General features: G+C 67.9%; 14 protein-coding genes and 1 riboswitch. Of the genes, 4 read left to right on the top strand and 10 right to left on the bottom strand.

All coding sequences use genetic code 11. The features are described 5' to 3' along the window. The first annotated feature begins 9 nt into the window (after positions 1–9). Positions 10–2,148 carry a S46 family peptidase gene (locus HAV22_RS10275; RefSeq protein WP_166858996.1) on the top strand — a complete coding sequence of 713 codons (2,139 nt, stop codon included), beginning with the start codon at positions 10–12 and terminating at the stop codon, positions 2,146–2,148. 123 nt (positions 2,149–2,271) lie between these two features. Here HAV22_RS10275 and HAV22_RS10280 read toward each other — a convergent pair whose 3' ends face one another. The 6 genes from HAV22_RS10280 to HAV22_RS10305 are packed head-to-tail and all read right to left on the bottom strand — an operon-like array spanning position 2,272 to position 9,441. Continuing rightward, positions 2,272–3,660 (bottom strand): sensor histidine kinase, encoded by a 1,389-nt coding sequence (locus tag HAV22_RS10280; protein WP_166858997.1) that lies wholly within the window; start codon positions 3,658–3,660, stop codon positions 2,272–2,274. Further along, positions 3,657–5,051 carry a sigma-54-dependent transcriptional regulator gene (locus tag HAV22_RS10285; protein ID WP_166858998.1) on the bottom strand — a complete coding sequence of 465 codons (1,395 nt, stop codon included), beginning with the start codon at positions 5,049–5,051 and terminating at the stop codon, positions 3,657–3,659. The genes HAV22_RS10280 and HAV22_RS10285 overlap by 4 nt, the downstream gene beginning before the upstream one ends. A gap of 17 nt (positions 5,052–5,068) precedes the next feature. Continuing rightward, a complete protein-coding gene (locus HAV22_RS10290; protein WP_166858999.1) occupies positions 5,069–6,265 on the bottom strand; it encodes an ABC transporter permease in 1,197 nt (398 codons plus the stop codon). Further along, the gene (locus HAV22_RS10295; protein WP_166859000.1) at positions 6,265–7,506 is read right to left on the bottom strand and encodes an ABC transporter permease; all 1,242 of its coding nucleotides are present in this window, start codon (positions 7,504–7,506) and stop codon (positions 6,265–6,267) included. The genes HAV22_RS10290 and HAV22_RS10295 overlap by 1 nt, the downstream gene beginning before the upstream one ends. Further along, positions 7,496–8,179 (bottom strand): ABC transporter ATP-binding protein, encoded by a 684-nt coding sequence (locus tag HAV22_RS10300; RefSeq protein WP_166859001.1) that lies wholly within the window; start codon positions 8,177–8,179, stop codon positions 7,496–7,498. Before HAV22_RS10300 ends, HAV22_RS10295 begins: the two co-directional genes overlap by 11 nt. A gap of 14 nt (positions 8,180–8,193) precedes the next feature. Next, complete coding sequence (locus tag HAV22_RS10305) at positions 8,194–9,441, bottom strand: efflux RND transporter periplasmic adaptor subunit (RefSeq protein WP_166859002.1); 1,248 nt, start codon at positions 9,439–9,441, stop codon at positions 8,194–8,196. Positions 9,442–9,643: 202 nt separating this feature from the next. Between HAV22_RS10305 and pnuC the strand changes: the two genes are divergently transcribed. Together pnuC and HAV22_RS10315 are read left to right on the top strand one after the other, a co-directional pair. Continuing rightward, positions 9,644–10,264 carry a nicotinamide riboside transporter PnuC gene (gene pnuC, locus HAV22_RS10310; protein WP_166859003.1) on the top strand — a complete coding sequence of 207 codons (621 nt, stop codon included), beginning with the start codon at positions 9,644–9,646 and terminating at the stop codon, positions 10,262–10,264. After that, positions 10,261–10,788, top strand: coding sequence for an AAA family ATPase (locus HAV22_RS10315; RefSeq protein ID WP_166859004.1), 528 nt, complete (start codon positions 10,261–10,263; stop codon positions 10,786–10,788). The genes pnuC and HAV22_RS10315 overlap by 4 nt, the downstream gene beginning before the upstream one ends. A gap of 123 nt (positions 10,789–10,911) precedes the next feature. Here HAV22_RS10315 and HAV22_RS10320 read toward each other — a convergent pair whose 3' ends face one another. Both HAV22_RS10320 and HAV22_RS10325 read right to left on the bottom strand, forming a co-directional pair. After that, positions 10,912–13,044 carry a TonB-dependent siderophore receptor gene (locus HAV22_RS10320; RefSeq protein WP_166859005.1) on the bottom strand — a complete coding sequence of 711 codons (2,133 nt, stop codon included), beginning with the start codon at positions 13,042–13,044 and terminating at the stop codon, positions 10,912–10,914. Positions 13,045–13,124: 80 nt separating this feature from the next. Continuing rightward, positions 13,125–13,223: riboswitch (TPP riboswitch) on the bottom strand. A gap of 101 nt (positions 13,224–13,324) precedes the next feature. Beyond that, positions 13,325–14,278, bottom strand: a complete 954-nt coding sequence (locus tag HAV22_RS10325) for a DUF535 family protein (RefSeq protein ID WP_166859006.1) — start codon at positions 14,276–14,278, stop codon at positions 13,325–13,327. 240 nt (positions 14,279–14,518) lie between these two features. Here HAV22_RS10325 and HAV22_RS10330 point away from each other — a divergent pair, with 240 nt between their 5' ends. Further along, positions 14,519–15,226: a glutathione S-transferase gene (locus HAV22_RS10330; RefSeq protein ID WP_166859007.1), complete on the top strand. Its 708-nt coding sequence runs from the start codon at positions 14,519–14,521 to the stop codon at positions 15,224–15,226. 149 nt (positions 15,227–15,375) lie between these two features. On the opposite strand, the gene HAV22_RS10335 is transcribed toward HAV22_RS10330, so the two are convergent. Then, positions 15,376–15,690, bottom strand: a complete 315-nt coding sequence (locus HAV22_RS10335; RefSeq protein WP_208296134.1) for an aldo/keto reductase — start codon at positions 15,688–15,690, stop codon at positions 15,376–15,378. Positions 15,691–15,710: 20 nt separating this feature from the next. Continuing rightward, positions 15,711–16,916, bottom strand: a complete 1,206-nt coding sequence (locus HAV22_RS10340) for an MFS transporter (protein ID WP_166859008.1) — start codon at positions 16,914–16,916, stop codon at positions 15,711–15,713. Positions 16,917–16,945: the final 29 nt, after the last annotated feature.

Consider the following 16,945-nt stretch of genomic DNA (forward strand, 5'->3'; position numbering starts at 1 on the left):
AGGCCAGTCTTGTTCAAATCCGTCGTCCTTCCCGTTGCCCTGCTGGGCGTTGCCGCCGCCGCCGGCGCCGATGAGGGCCAGTGGCAGCCGCACCAGCTGCCGCAACTGAAATCCGAGCTGAAACGCATCGGCATCACGATCCCGGCCGAACGCCTCGCGGACCTGACGAAGCATCCGATGAGCGCGATCGTCGCGACGCCGGGCTGCTCCGCGTCGTTCGTGTCGCCGGACGGCCTCGTCGTCACGAACCACCATTGCGGCTACAGCGCCATCCAGCGCAACTCGACGCCCGAACACAATTACATCGCCAACGGCTTCCTCGCGAAGACGCGCGCGGAGGAATTGCCGGGCGGCCCGAACACGGTCGTCTACGTGACGGAGAAGGTCGAGGACGTGACGGACCGCGTGCTGAAGGGCCTTGCGACCAATCTGTCGGGCAAGGACCGCCACGAGCAGGTCGAGGCGCGCATCAAGGCGTTGATCGCGGAGTGCGAGAGCGACAAGGCCTACCGCTGCTCGGTCCCCGCGTTCAACCGCGGCGGGTCGTACTACCGCATCAAGCAACTGTTGATTCGCGACGTGCGCCTCGTGTACGCGCCCGCGAACAGCGTGGGCGACTTCGGCGGCGACATCGACAACTACGAATTCCCCCGCCACGTCGGCGACTTCTCTTTCCTGCGCGCCTACGTGGGCCGCGACGGCCGCCCGGCCGATCCGTCGCCGGACAACGTGCCCTATCGATCGAAGAGCTTCCTCGTCGTGTCGGCCGAAGGGCTGAAGGCCGGCGACCCGATCCTGCTGGCCGGCTATCCGGGCCGCACGAGCCGCTACAAGCTGCCGGCCGAAATCCGCTTCGCGCGCGACGTCGACTATCCGGCGAAGGTCGCATCCATCACGGCCGACCTGTCCGTGATCGCGGCCGCCACGATGGGGAACCCGGATTACACGGTGCGTTACGCGAGCGTGTCGAAAAGCCTGAACAATGTGCTGAAAAAGACGCGCGGCCTGCTGGACGGCTTTGCGCGCAAGGACATCGCCTCCATCAAGGATGCGCAGGACGCCCAGTTCCGCGCCTGGTACAAGCAGCATGGCACCGGTTCGAAGAACCTGCTGGCCGACCTCGATGCGGCCATTGCCGCCGACATGGCGACGACGCAGCAGGAGACTGCATGGGCGGAAGCCACGCACAGTGACCTCCTGCGAAGCGCGCGCACCTTGTACCGCCTCGCGCTCGAGCAGCAGAAGCCCGATGCGCAGCGCGAAGCGGGCTACCAGGACCGCGACGTCTCGTTCATCAAGGCGCGCCTGACGCGCCTCGAGCAATCGTTCGTGCCGAGCGTCGACCAGGCGCGCTGGCAGGCCGCGCTGGTCCGCTACGCGAAGATCGACGCGAAGGCGCGTCCGCAGGGCCTCGACGCGCTGCTGCCCGCGCAGAACGCGCTGGCACCGCTGTACAAGGCGACGGAACTGGGCGACACGGCGAAGCGTCTCGCGTGGATCGGCAAGGATGCCGACGCGTTCCGCAAGTCGAACGACCCGTTCATCCAGCTGGCCGTGCGCCTGCACGACACGGGCATGGCGCTGGAAGAGCGCCGCAAGGAAGTCGACGGCAACCTGGAGCGCGTCGTCCCGCAGTACATGGACGCCGTGATCGCGTGGAAGAAATCGCAGGGCAAGCCCGTGTACCCGGACGCCAACAGCACGTTACGCGTCACCTACGGCACCGTGGCGCCGTACAGCCCGCGCGACGGCATCGTCAAAGGACCGTTCACGACGCTGGAAGGCATCCTGGAAAAGCAGACGGGCAAGCCGCCGTTCGATGCGCCGAACGCGCTGCTGCAGGCGATCCGCGACAAGCGCTACGGCCAGTTCAAGGACCCGGCGCTGGGCACGGTGCCCGTGAACTTCCTGTCGAGCGCCGACACGACGGGCGGCAATTCGGGATCGGCCGTCATGAACAAGCGGGGCGAACTCGTGGGCCTGAACTTCGATTCGACGTATGAATCGATCACGAAGGACTGGTACTTCGATCCCGTGATCACGCGTGCGATCCACGTCGACATCCGCTACATGCTGTGGCTGATGAAGGAGGTCGACCATGCGGACAACCTGCTCAAGGAAATGACGATCAAGTATCCCAAGTCGTAGGGTGGGCACCCCGTGCCCACGCGAACGCATGCGTCATGCGAACGTCCGCGTGGGCTCGTGACCGATGCCCCCGGCATCAATCACCCCACCCTACGATCTGTACGACCTGTACCGATGTTCACATCACGCCGCCGGGAACCAGATATCGAACCGCGTCTCCCCCGGTGCACCGGCTGCCAATGAATACGTGCACCCGTGCCGCTGCAGCACCTCGCGCACGAACATCAGCCCGATCCCCTGGCCGCCCTTGCGCGTCGTGAAGAACGGCGTGAACAGGGGCCGCGCCGGCCCTGACGCCAGCAGGTCGCCGGAGTCCACGACCGACAACCGCACGCGCCGGCCTTCGCCGGCCAGCTCCAGCCGTACGAATCCGCCAGCTGCGCCTCGCGCCGCGTTGGCCTCGTCGATCGCCTCGATCGCATTCTTGACGATGTTGAGCAGCGCCTGCTCGATCAGCTGCGCGTCCAGCGCCAGCGGCGCGATCGCGTCGCAGCGGTGCCAGCCGAGCGCGATGCCGCGCCTGCTGCACTGCTCCCGGCTCAGCCGCAGGATATCGTCGACGACGGCTTTGACGTCCGTGGGCCGCAGTTCCGGCGGCGGCATCCGGACGACCTTCGTGAAGCGTTCGATGAATTCGCCGAGACTCTTGTTGCGGCGCTTGACGGCGACGATCGCCGTCGCGAAGTCGCCGGCGTCCGGCTCGGCGAGCTGGCCGCGGTAGAACAGCAGCGAATCGAGCACGGACCCCGTGGCGGCCACGGTGTTGTTGACTTCGTGCGCCAGCACGCGCACGAGGCGCTCGTACGTGGCGCGCTCCGAGTCTTCCAGCTCGGCCGTCAATTCCTCGACCATCAGGAAGTGGCGCGCGAAGCCGCGGTCGAAGAACCGCCCGCGCTGGGCGCGGTAGCGGCGCCCGTCCGGGTCGGCCAGCAGCCGCGCTTCGCCCAGCGGCAGCGCGTCCAGCTGGGCGGCGAGCTGGCGGCCGCGTGCCCGCGCCCGCGCATCCAGGCCCGCCGCGAAGCCGGCGGCGCCGTCGGTCCATGCGGACAGCGGCTTGCCCTGCGGCCGATCCAGGCCGAGGAGTTGCGCCGCGCTCGCGTTCACGAGGCTGATGGCGCCGTCGAAGTCGAACACGACGACGGCGGCAGGCGTCGCTTCCAGCAGGCGGTCGAGGAAGCCCTGCTGTTCGCCGATGGCCAAGCGCTCGCGGTGCAGGGCGGCCAGCATCGCGTTGAACGTGTCCACGAGGCCGTCCAGTTCGGACGACGCGGGCGCCGCCAGGCGGCTCGCGTAATGCTGGTCCTGCAGCAGTTCCTGCACGCGGCGCGTGTAGCCGAGCGGTTCCAGCGCCTGGCGCACGAGCAGCCAGCCCAGCGCAAGGCTGGCCAGCAGCAGCGCTTCCGCGCCGACGAACCACAGGGGGCGTGACGGCAACAGCAGGGTGGCGCACGCGAACAGGGGCAGGTGCAGCGCCAGTACGTAGGCGCCCAGCCGGGGCCGCAGCCGGATCATCCGTCCGCGTCCGCGCCCGCGTCGCCGAGGCCATGGCGTTCGAGACGGCGATACAGCGCCGTGCGCGACAGGCCGAGCGCCTTGGCGACGCGCGAGATGTTGCCCGTGTGCTGGCGCAAAGCCTGCTCGATCATCAAGCGTTCAACCTGGTCCAGGGTCATGCCGTCCACGCCGAGGCGCATGCTGCCCACGTTGTCGTCGACGGCGCTCGTGGCCTGGAAATCGGCATGCGTGAGCACGTCCTTCCCGGCCAGCAGCAACGTGCGCTCCAGGGTCTGCTTCAACTGGCGGATGTTGCCGGGCCACGGCTGCGCGGCCAGCCAGTCCAGCGCCTGCGGCGCGAGGCCGACGGGGCCGAGCCCGTAGCTGTCGGCCACGTTCGCCACGATGTGACGGGCGAGCAGCGGGATGTCGCTGCGGCGCTCGCGCAGCGGCGGCAGGCGGATCGTGATCAGGTTCAGGCGGTAGAACAGGTCTTCGCGGAAGTCGCCGGCCGCGACCAGCTCCGCCAGCTCGCGGTTCGTGGCCGAGATCACGCGCACGTCGGCCTGCTCGGCGCGGCTTGCACCGACGGGCTGGTAGCGCTGGTCCTGCAGGACGCGCAACAGCTTGACCTGGTCGCCGCGGTTCAGCTCCCCGATCTCGTCGAGGAACAGCGTGCCGCCGTCCGCGCTCGCCACGTGGCCCTTGCGGTCGGCTTTCGCATCCGTGAACGCGCCGCGCACATGGCCGAACATCTCGCTCTCGAACAACGAAGAAGCGATGGCCCCCATATTGATCTTGACGATGGGCGCGTCCCGGCGCGGGCTGTTGCGGTGGACGGCGTCCGCGATCATTTCCTTGCCCGTTCCGCTTTCGCCCAGCACCAGCACGGGCGCGCGCGTGGCCGCGACCTGCGCGATGGTCTCCAGCACCTTCAGCAGCTTCGGATGCTCGCCGACGATGCCCGCGAAATCGTATTTCGCGTCGAGCGCCGCGCGCGTGGTGCGGCCGGCCGCCGGCGGTGCGCCGAGGTCCAGGGTCGCCTCGATCAGGTCGACCAGTTGGGCGTTGTCCCACGGCTTCGTGAAGAAGTTCGCGGCGCCGGCCTTCACGCCGCGCACGGCCAGCGCGATCGAGCCCCACGCCGTCATCAGCAGCACGGGCAGCAGCGGATGCGCCGCCTTGATGCGGGCAAGGAGATCGAGGCCTTCCTCGCCGCTCGTCTGCAGCGAGAAGTTCATGTCCTGCAGGACGAGGTCGAACCGGCCGGCGTCGAGCTGCGCGAGCGCCTCGCGCGGGCCGTCCGCGCAGGCGGCGTCGAAGCCGGCCTGCTTGAGGAGCAGGGCCAGCGAGACCTGGACAGCCTGGTCGTCGTCGACGACCAGGACGCGCCTGCGTTGTGATTCCATGTGCGAAGTCTTTCTCGTTATTCGTAGTGCAGCGCCGCGGCGGGATCGAGGCGGCTCGCGCGCCAGCCCGGATAGAGCGAGCACACGAAGGATAGCAGATAGATCACGGCCATCGACAGGGCGCAGGCCCCTGCGAACACGGGCCAGTTCAGCGCCTCGCCCAGCGCGCCCGTGAGCGGCAGCTGCACGAGCAGTACGAGGCCGACGGCGACTGCCAGGGAGCATAGCAACAGCTGCTCGAACACGATCTGGCGGTAGATGCCGGCCGCGCTGGCGCCGAGCGCGCGGCGCAGGCCGATCTCGGGAATCCGCCGCGTCGTGTTCTGCCACAGCACGCCGAACAGGCCGAAGGCGACCATCAGCAGCATGAACGCGGCGATCACCGCGACGACGGCCAGCGGCACGAGCTGCTCCTTCAGCAAGGTGGCGCGGGCCGACGCAAGCGGCGTGATCTCGTACGACCAGTCGTTGCGCACGCGCTTCAGGCGCTCGCTCAGCTTCGCTTCGAACGCGCGCGGCGTGCCCGGCGCGACCTTGAGCAGGATCGTGCGCACGCGCGACTTGGTCGTGTGCGGGGCGAAGCGGGCGATGACGAATTTCGTCGGGATCATCAGTGCTCCCTTGTTGCGGAAGGCGTCGACGAGGCCCACGACCCGGTACGTCCGGGACGAACCTTCTTCCGCGCTCGTGAAGCGCTGGTCCAGCGCCGGCCGGCCGGGGAACAGCGTGGCCGCCATGCGCCGGTTCAGGACGACGGCGGTATCCGGCGCGCCGTCGTCCGTCGCGTCGAACCAGCGGCCCGCGACGAGGTGCACGCCGAGCGCGTCGGCGACGCCATCGCTCGCCTCGATGGTGTCGCTCAGGACGCCCGCACCCGTCTGCGCCGATTTGAAGCTCATGGTCCACGTCGACAGCGTGTATGGCGCGAAGCTCATGAAGCCGACGGCGCGCACCTCCGGCAGCTCCAGCAGGCTGCGGCGGAACAGGTCGTAGGTATCGGCGGGGATCGCCTCGGCGGGCAGGTCCGACATCTGCATCGCGACGGACCAGGTGTCGGTGCCGTCGAAGCCCAGCGGCTCGCGGTACAGCTGCGCGCAGCGCAGCGCGAACGCGGCGATGCCGAAGACGATGGCGAAGGCGAGGAGAATCTCGAGGCTCAGCATCAGGTGCCTGGACTTGCGCTGCCAGGTCAGTTGCAAGAGGTGGCGCAGCATCACGCGGCTCCTTTCAGGGCATGGACGGGATCGAGGCGCGACATCTTCCACGCGGGCAGCGCGCCGGACAACAGGCCGAACACGAGGGCCAGCACCATGCCGCAGCCGAACACGGGCAGATTGATGTCGACTTCCAGGTAGGGAATCAGCTGCGACGCTTCGAGCCACCACAGCACGAGCCGCGCGCAGGCGAGGCCCAGCAGGCCGCCCGCAAGGCACAGCAGGACGTTCTCGACGACGAGCTGGCCCGCCAGTTGCATGCTCGTGGCGCCATACGCCTTGCGCACGCCGATCTCCGCACTGCGTTCGAGGATGCGTCCCATGTTCAGGTTCACGAGGTTTAGCGCCGGCAGCAGCATGAACAGCAGCATGCCACAGGCGATGATCAGCAGCAGCGTGGTCGCGCCGGAATCGGCTTCGCTCTGGCGGGACAGGAGCACGCGGGCGAACACGTCCAGCTTGCTGTCGGCCCAGAACATCGTGGTCGAGAACGCGTGCGGATCCTCGCTGACGAACGTGGTCGCGGCGTGCGCGACCTCGCGCTGGATGCGCGGCACGTCCCCTGGCGTGCGCGCCAGCAGCATGGCGGCGAACCCGCCGGTCAGGTCGTTCTGGTAGTCGGTGGACGGGAACGTCGTCAGCGGGGCCCAGATGTCGGCGTAGGCGTTGAGGTGGACGACATCCGCGACGACGCCGACGATCTCGAACGTCTGGCCGCTCACGCTGATGCGCTGGCCCACGGCGGAGCCGTGCGCGAACAGCTGGCGCGCCGTCGACGCGTTGACGACGGCGACGTGGCGACCGAGCCGGTCGTCGTCCTCGTTCGGCAGGCGGCCGGCCAGCACGTGGAAGTCGAGGATTTTCCAGTAGTCGGCGTCCACGCGGCGCATGTCGAGCTGGCTCACGCGGTCGCCCTGGTAGACCGACACGGCGCGTGGCAAGGTGAAGGCGGACACCCGCTCGGCGCCCGCGATCGGCTTCAGGTATTTGTCGATCGTTTTGTAGCCCATCAGCGTGGTGCGCACGTTCTTGCCGTCCGGGCTCAAGCTGCGGATGCCGTACACCTGCAGCAGGCGGTCGCCTTTTCCTTCCACGCCGCGCGGGTGGAACGCCGTCTGCAGCAGCGCCGTGATCACCATCAGCACGACGAGAGTGAGCACGATGCACGCGAGGTTGATCGCGGTGAACAGCTTGCGGCGCATGAAGACCTTGTACGCGGTCAGCAGGTAGTTACGCAGCATGGAGCTGCTCCTGGCCCACGAGCTGGCCGTCGAACACGCGCACGATGCGGCCCACGCGGCGCGCTTCCTGTTCGTCGTGCGTGACCATGACGACGGTCGTGCCCTCGGCGTTCAGCTGCAGCAGCAGGTCCATGATCTCGGCGCCCATCTTGCTGTCCAGGTTCCCCGTCGGTTCGTCCGCCAGCAGCACGTGCGGCCGGCCGACGATGGCGCGCGCGATCGCCACGCGCTGCTGCTGGCCGCCGGACAGCTGGTTCGGGAAATGGTCCATGCGCGCGCCGAGGCCCACGCGGGTCAGCGCCTCGCGCGCCAGCTTGCGCCGTTCGCCGCCGGACAGGCTGCGGTACAGGAGCGGCAGTTCCACGTTGTCGATCACGCGCAGGTCGGGGATCAGGTGGAAGCTCTGGAACACGAAGCCGAACGTCCGGTTGCGCAGCCGCGCCACGGTCTTGTCGCCGTACGAGCCGATGGCGGCGCCGTCGATTTCCACGCTGCCCCGGCCCGGCCGGTCGAGCAGGCCGATCAGGTTCAGCAAGGTGCTCTTGCCGCAGCCGCTGGGGCCCATCAGCGCGACGAATTCGCCGCGCTCGACGGCGAGGTCGATGTCCTTCAATGCCAGCGTCTCGACCTTGTCGGTGCGGTAGGTCTTGCTGACGTTATGCAGTCTGATCATGGTGTCCTCTTGAGTCAATGCGATATTTGGATGGCGTCCAGGTCCTTGAACGCGTGCGTGTCCGACGCGATCACGCGGTCGCCCGCGCGCGCGCCGGCCACCACTTCGACCACGTGGCCGTCGCTGGCGCCCAACGTGACGGAGCGCTTGCGCGCCACGCCGCCGTCCACGACGAACACCGGTTGCGGCCCGCGGCCGTTGAACGCGGCGCCGCTGTCGACGACGAGCACGTTCGCGCGGCGCTCCGTGACGACGTTGACGTCCACGCGCATCTTGTTGCGGAGACTCCCGTTGCGGGGCTGCGCGAGGTCGACCAGGAGGCGGATGGTGCCGTTCTGGATTTCGGGCAGGATCGTGTGGACGGTGCCGGCCATCGCCTCGCCGTTCTGCTCCACGCGCACGGCCTGCCCGGGCGCGAGCTGGCGCGCGTGGAAGTCCGACAGCGTGGCCTCGACGCGGTAGTTGTTCAATTCGGAGACGCGCGCCACCAGCTGGCCAGCGGCCACGCTGGCGCCTTCTTCCTCGACGAGCCAGGTGAGCATGCCGCCGAACGGCGCGCGCACGCGGGTGCGGTCCAGCAGTTGCTCCTGCTGCGCGATCTGCTTTTGCAGGATGGCCTTCTGCAGGTCGGCGGCCGCGATATTGCTCGCGGTCGTGCGCTGCGTCGCGTCCATCAGCGCGCGCTGCTGGCGCAGCTGGATTTCCGTGCGCTTGACGTTCAGCTCCGCCGTGAGCAGGTTTTCGCCGGATACGAGGCCGCTCGAGCGCAGCTTCTGGCTCCGTTCCAGCGTGGCGCGCGCGGCCTGCAGGTCGATCTCCAGCAGCTCGATGGCGCTCACGATCTGCGTGTGCTTCTGCGCCTGTTCCTGCTTGAGGGTCGCGATGCGGTTGTCCTGCTGCGCCAGCTGTTCCTTCAACGCCTCCAGCGCGAGGCGGATCTCGTGGTCGTCCAGTTCCAGCAGCAGGTCGCCGGCCGCCACCTGCTGGCCCGGCTTCGCGTGGACCTTGGCGACGCGGCTCGCGCCGGGGCTCGCGACGACTTCCTCGTGCACGGGGATGACGACGCCGGCCGCGTTGATCGTGTTGTCGACGTTCCCCCGGCGGACTTCGGCGATGACGACGTCGGCGGCGGATACGCTGGGGCGCAGCACGCGGTTCAAACCCCACGCGGCCGCGCACAGGCTTGCTACCAGCAGCAGGGTCGTGGCGACGCGTACGCGGGTGCGGCGGCGGACGACGTCGAGAGGGATGGCCTGGTCCATGATGGCGTGAGTGAATACGATGCTGCCAGTATTGCAAGGCCCATGCCAGCAGGCTTTCCCAATGGCGGCCCGCACAAACGACGGCAGCGTTGCCCGCCGGCGGGCAGCGGTGTCCGGAATCGGACAGTCGCCCGGCCGCGCGCGCGGTTGCATAAACGGGCGCCACCTTCCATAATCGCCGACTCGCCCGCATCTCTCCACCATGAACTCGACCCTCGTCTTCCTCGGCTTTACCACCACGCCGCTCGAACTGCTCGGCTTCGCGCTGTCCGTCGCGACGGTCGTCCTGACGATCCTGCGCAACCACTGGGGCTGGTTCTTCGCCATCGTGTCGTCGGCCACGTACGGCGTCGTGTTCTACGACGCGCGCCTGTACGGCGACGCGGGCCTGCAGGGCGTGTTCATCGCGGCTTCCGTGTGGGGCTGGTGGCAGTGGTTGCGCGGGGCCGAGGGCAAGCCGTTGCCGGTGACGCGTCTCGCGCGCGCCGGCTGGATCGCGGCGCTCGCCGGCTGGGCCATCGGCTTCGTCGCGCTGTCCGCGTTCCTGAAGGCGTACACGGACACGGACGTGCCGCACATGGACGGTTTCCTCACGGCCGGCAGCCTGCTGGGCCAACTGCTGACGGCGAAGAAGAAGATCGAGAACTGGCACACGTGGATCGTCGTCGACGTGCTGTACGTGGGGCTCTACGTGTACAAGGGACTGCACCTGACGGCGATCCTGTACGCCGTGTTCGTCGTGCTCGCGGTGCTGGGCCTGCGCGCGTGGTCGGCCGCCGCGGACGAGGATGCGGACATGCCGCTGGGCGAGGCCATCCGATGACCGTGGCAAGGATCGCCCTGCTGGGCGCGGAATCGACGGGCAAGTCCACGCTGGCGCAGGCGCTGGCAACGAGCTACGGCACGCTGTGGGTGCCGGAATACCTGCGTGAATTCGTCGAGGTGAACGCGCGCGTGCCGCGCGAGGATGACCAGGTGGGCATCGCGCGCACGCAGCATGCGCGCGAGGAGGCGCTCGCGCGCAACGCCCGCGTACGGGACTTCCTGTTCGTCGACACGACGCCGCTGATGACGGCCGTGTACAGCCGCATCTACTGGGGCCGCGTCCCGCCCGAGCTGCTTGCTTGGGAAGCGGCGCACGATTACGCGCACACGCTCGTCGCGGCGCCCGATCTGCCATGGGTGCCGGACGGACTGCAGCGCGAGTCTGAGGAAGTGCGCCAGCGCGTGCATGCGCAGCTCGTCGCGGTGCTCGATGAGCGGCGCATTCCGTTCACGCTGCTGACGGGGGCGCTGGATGCGCGGTTGCGCCAGGTCGCGGCCGTGATCGGCGCGCCCGGCGCCTGACGTTCACGTAGAACCCATGTTGGTCGGTGCGGACCGGTAGGGTGGCCACCCCGTGCCCACGCATAAGGTTTGCGTCATGCCGATGTTCGCGTGGGCACAGGGGTGCCCACCCTACTTGGGTTCCTAGAAGTCGAACTGCGCCGACGCGCTGAAGGTGCGCGGTGCGCCCGGCAGCAAGTAGCCGCCCAGGTCCGGCGTCACGTCGCGCCAGTAGAACTTGTCGAACAGGTTCTCGGCCCGCGCGCGCAACGTGACGTTCGTCGCACCCCATTTCATGCCGTACGACGCGCCCATGCCGAACACGTGGTAGTCCGGCACGAACACTGTGTTGTCGACGTCGAACGCCTTCTTGCCCGAGTACTGCCACGTGCCGTCCAGTTTCAGGCCCGGGACGGCGGCCACGGCATACTGCACCCATGCGACCGACTTGAACGCGGGGACGTCCGTCACGCGCTTGCCGTCGATGCTTGCCTGGCCCGTGCCCTGCTGGCGCGTGTTCAGCGCCATCAGCGACAGGCTCCAGTCCAGCGCCGGCGTGGCGCTGCCTTGTGCGGTCAGCTCGAGGCCGCGGTGCGTCTCGCGGCCATTGCGCACGTACGTGTTGTTCGCGTCCGTGTACTCGAGGCCCTGGCGGATGTCGAACAGCGCGGCCGACAGGTTGATGCCGTTGTCCAGCGCGGCCTTCGCGCCGATCTCGACCTGGTGCGAACGCTGCGGCGCCAGCACCTGGTTCTCGTTCGTCGTCTGCATCGGGGCAACGCCGCCGTGCTGCAGGCCATGGCCGACCATGGCGTACACGTTCCACGCACGCGAAGGGCTGAACATCAGGGCAACTTGCGGCAGCAGGAACGACGCGTCGCTGCGCACATAGCCGGTGGCTTCGTCGACGAATTCGCTGCGCTTGATTTGTACGTGGCGCAGGCCAGCGTGCAGCGTGAACTGGTCCGTCAGCTTCATGACGTCTTGTGCGAACAGCGCGCGTTCCTCGTCGCTGCGGCGCCCGATCACGGGGCCCGTCACGCGGTCGGCTGCGACGTGCGGCGTCACGAGCGGATGCCACAGGTTGCTGTAGCCGACGTAGTCGTACACGTAGTCGCCGAAGCTGTCGTGGCGCTCCGAGTACGACGCGCCGATGGCGACCGCGTGGCGGATTGCACCCGTCGCGAACTTGCCGTTCACGAGAGCCTGCACACCCCACGGCGTCTTGCGCTCGCCCGTGCTCTGGTAGTCGTAGACGTCGTAGTCGCCGTTGCCGCAATAGCCCGGATAATAGCCCGCGCCTTCGTTGCTGCAGCCGTAGGGGAACGCGGTGAAGTCGTCGCGCTTGAACCAGTGCTTGTTGCCGGACACCGTCGCAAGCCAGTCCTGCGCGAGCTTGTACTCGAAGCGCAGGCCGAGGTTGCTGTCCTTCGTCGTGACGGGGCGCGTCCACGGCTGGTCGTTCAGCAGCATCTTCGGCGACACGCCCGTCGGCAGCGTCTCGTTGCGGATCAGCTGGAAGCCGGGTGCGGTGATCTGCGACTTGCGCTGGTAATCCATGTCCAGCTGCAGCAGCGCGTCCGGCGTGATCTGCCAGTCGAACGCGGCCGACACGAACTGGCGGTCGCCGTTGGCGCCGCGCACGTACGGGTGGATGTCGGCGGCGGCCGCGTTGATGCGGTAGCCGAATCTCCGGTCCTCGAAGCGGCCGCCGAGGTCGAGGGTAGAGTACAGCGTGCCGCGCTCGGAGACTTCGACGAGGGCCGAACGCAGCGGCGCATTCGTCGGGCGCTTCGTCACGTAGTTGACGATGCCGCCCGGCGTGGCGATGCCGGACGTCAGGCCCGCGATGCCTTTCAGGGTTTCGAAACGTTCCTTGTTTTCCAGCGGGATCTGAGTGTCGCCGGGGATCGCGAAGCCGTCCTTGCGGTAGCTGTAGTTGTTGTCCAGCGCGAAACCGCGGATCGAGAACTGCTCGGCATAGCCGACGGCGTTGTAGGCGTCCGCGACGGAAGCGTCGAAGCGCACGGCGTCAGTGGTCGAGCGGATCGACAGGTCCTGCATTTGCGTGCGGCCCATCGAGATGATGGACGCGGGCGTGTCGAACAGCGACGCCTCGCCGAAGCTGCCGACGCTGGCGCGGTCGACGGCGACGAAGCGGTTGCCCGTGACGACGACTTCGGCCACGGGGTGGGTGGTGTCCTGCGCTTGCGCCTGCGCGACGAATGCCTGCGCGATCGCACACGCGACGACGGTGTACTTCAGATGTGATGTCATGGTTTGCTCGTTTCGCGCGCCGGAGGCGGCACGCTGCTTTTCTCAAAAGCCGGAGCCAACGGGGGAAGGGCAAACAAGGAGGGAACGGCGTTGCGCTTTCCTTCGCTGGCATTATCCAGATCAGGTACGGAGGGTATCTCTCACCCGGAAGCACGCTTCCAGGACCCCTAGCGAAGGCGCGAGTGTAGCACAGCGCGCCCCGTCGTGGTGCGTCTGCCAATAGACATGTTGTAAAGGCGAAGGTTCCCGCGCGACGCCGTGGCCGCGCGGGGTGATGCCGTCAGGCCGGCTCGGGAATCGCGGTCCGTTGCGTCACGCGCGCGCGCGCGGGCAGCAGATGGCGCTGGATGACGGCCTGGGCCGAGTCGCCGATCAGGCGCCAGTGCTCGCGCCGCAGCGCCGCGCGCTTGCGGTGCTTGGACGGCATCTCGGCCAGCGGCTTGACGTAGAACGGCAGCGCGATCAGGTAGCCGTCGCGGCCGGGCATGTCGGTGCCGCCGAGGATCTTCCAGAAGCCGTCGTACGCGTTGGCGAAGTGCTTGTCGGGATCGGGATCGTAGGCGACGTGCGCTTCGGCGCGGATGCCGACGATCTTGTCCATGCCGAGCGCCAGCGCGACGCCCTGCATCGCGGCGAAGCAGAAGAAGCTGGGCGAGTTGTTCGGGAACACGCGCTCGAACGCGTCGAACGCGGGACCGGAATCGGCCCAGCGGCCCTCGTTGCGCGCGATGAACGGGACGACGGGCAGGCCGACGCCGGCCATGTCGCCGGGGAGCCAGTTGAACGAGAGGCGGTGCAGGCATCTGCCGTCCGCGACGAGCGCGATGGTGAGGTCGCCTTCCGCATTGCCGCGCGCCGTCATCTCGAGCTGGATCGTGAACGCGCTGCCGTCGGCCTCGTGCTGCCACAGCGGCAGGCTGCGCCGGCCGTACACGGCGCCCAGGTAGCCCTCGTCGAACGTCGCGTCCTCGAAGCGGTAGTGGCTCAGCACGGCCCGTACGCGCTCGCGCGGGCTCAGGCCCTTGATCAGGTAGTCGCGGTGGCTGAGGTGGTGGAACGGATCGGCGTTCGTCGCCGCCACGTGGTTGCGGTACACGCCGAGCCCGCACAGCGAGCGGTGGTCGCGGTAATGGGCCAGCACGCGCAGGCTGCTGGCGACGCACGAGCACCACGCGGACAGGCTGTGCTGCCGCCGGCGGGCCATCCAGTGTTGGGTGAGGTGAGCGAAAATCATCGGTGCGCTCCGGGCGATTTGTTATCGGTGGATAGTGCTGAAGCGGAATGAAACGTTCAGCAGATCAAGAATGTCGTCCGTCGATAATTGATGCCCTGCGTTCTTGTTATTGTCTTCATGTCTCTCTTTATTGATATTTTGTCAGGCACGCGCCAGACGCAAGACTAGCACGATTGCCGCGCCATACTTCGAAAAGCTGCTCAATAATTGCGTCGGACCGAACAAGTGGAGGAGTGCGGCATGACGTATGAACTTTTTTATTGGCCGAGTATCCAGGGCCGCGGCGAATTCGTGCGGCTGGCGCTGGAAGAAGCGGGGGTGGACTACGTGGACGTGGCGCGCGGGCGGGGCGGCATGGCGCGCATGATGGCGGCGATGGACGGCGCCGACCACCCGTCGTTCGCGCCACCGTTCCTGAAGGCGGGTGACGTGACGGTGGGCCAGACGGCCAGCATCCTCATGTTCCTGGGCGAGCGCCACGGCCTGGCGCCGCAGGACGTGCAGGGTAAATATTGGGTGAGCCAGATCCAGCTGACGATCGCCGATCTGGTGGCGGAGACGCACGACACGCATCATCCGATCGCCACGTCGCTGTACTACGAGGACCAGCGCCCGGAAGCCAAGCGCCGCGCGGCCGACTTCCTCGACACCCGCATTCCGAAGTTCTTCGACTGGTTCGAGAACATCCTGTCGCGGCCCGAGCCGAAGGACTATCTGCTGGGCGACACGGTCACGTATGCGGACCTGTCGCTGTTCCAGGTCGTCGAGGGCCTGCGCTACGCGTTCCCGAAGACCCTGGCCCGCATCGATGCCGGCTACCCGCTGCTGATGGCCCTGCGCGACCGGGTGGCGGCGCGGCCGCGGATCGCGGCTTACCTGAAATCGCCGCGACGGATACCCTTCAACGAGGAAGGGATCTTCCGCCATTACAAAGAGCTCGACAAATAACGCCAACGACACGCGGCGTTCCGCTGGATGAGTAGGGGTAGGGTGGGCTCCCCGAGCCCACGCGGACGTTAGAACCGCGCATACGTTCGCGTGGGCACGTGATTGATGCCCCGGCATCCATCAGCCCACCCTACGTGAGTACGCGAACGTCATCCCCTTAATCCCAGCGCGGCGCGAAGTCGGGATCGACGAGGCGTTCGCCCCGGCTCCAGCGCGTCGATGGTGGCGATGTCCTGCGGCGTCAGCACGACGTCGCGCGCCCGCAGATTGCTCTCCAGGTTCGCGCGCCGCGTGGACGACGGAATCACGGCATACCCCTTCGCCATCGACCACGCCAGCGCCACCTGGGCCGGCGTCGCGTCCCGTTCGCGCGCGATGCGGATGATCGTCGCGTCGTCGATCACCTTGCCGTAGGCGAGCGGCATGTGGAACGTGCCGAGGCCCAGTTGCGGGATGGGGGGCATGGTGTTCCTTTCGATTCGATTCAATGCATGGCGACGGCGCGGGCGGCAGAGCGAGCCTGTGGAACCGGGTCGCGTCGATCCAGTCGGCCGGCCAAGGTGGTGAGGAGGAGGGCGCCGGCGACGATCAGCGCGCCGATCCACGGCGTGTGCATCAGGCCCAGGTGGGCGACGATCAGGCCGCCGCCCCAGGCGCCGAGGGCGATGCCCACGTTGAATGCGGCGATGTTCAGGCCCGATGCCACGTCGACGGCGCGGGGCGCGTCGATCTCGGCGCGGCGCACGACATACACTTGCAGGCCCGGTACGTTGCCGAAGGCGACGGCGCCCCACGCGAGCACGGTGGCGAGGACGGCGATCTTGTGCGCGGCCGTGAACTCCAGCAGTACCAGCACGCCGGCCAGCAGCGCGAACACGATCTGCAGCGCACGCACGGGGCCCTTGCGGTCCGCGAGTTTCCCGCCCCAGATATTGCCGAAGGCGACCGACACACCGTACACGAGCATCACGAGACCGACGGTGTCCGGCGCGAAGCCCGCAACCTGTTGCAGGATCGGCGCGAGATAGGTGAAGGCGATGAACGAGCCGCCGTAGCCGAGCGTGGTCATCGCGTACACGAGCAGCAGGCGCGGCTTCTTCAGCACGGCCAGTTGCGTGGCGAGGTTGGCCGGCTTGCTGTCCGCGATGCCGCGCGGGACGAGCAGCGCGATGCCGATGAACGCGATCACGCCCAGCAGCGCGACGGCGAGGAAGGTCATCTGCCAGCCGAAGCGCTGGCCGATGAACGTGCCGAGCGGTACCCCCGTCACGAGGGCGACGGTGAGGCCGCTGAACATCAGCGCGATGGCGCTGGCCGCTTTTTCCTTCGACACGAGACTCGTGGCGATCGTCGAGCCGATCGAGAAGAAGACGCCGTGCGCGAGGCCGGTCAGCACGCGTGCGGCCATCAGCGCGGCGTAGCCGGGGGCCATCCATGCCGTCAGGTTACCGGCCGTGAACAGCAGCATGAGACCCAGCAGCAGGGTCTTGCGCGGTACGCGGCCGGTGAGCGCGGTCAGCACGGGCGCGCCGATGGCGACGCCGAGTGCGTACAGGCTCACGAGCAGGCCGGCGGACGGCACGGACACGTGCAGGCTGGCCGCGATGGTGGGGATGAGGCCGACGATCACGAATTCCGTCGTGCCGATGGCGAAGGCGCTCAGCGTGAGCGCCCACAGGGCGAGTGGCATGGTGTTCTCCTTGTCGATCATGCGATGGG

The organism is Telluria antibiotica (assembly GCF_011682055.1).
In the GTDB taxonomy this organism is placed as follows: Bacteria; Pseudomonadota; Gammaproteobacteria; order Burkholderiales; family Burkholderiaceae_D; genus Telluria; species Telluria antibiotica.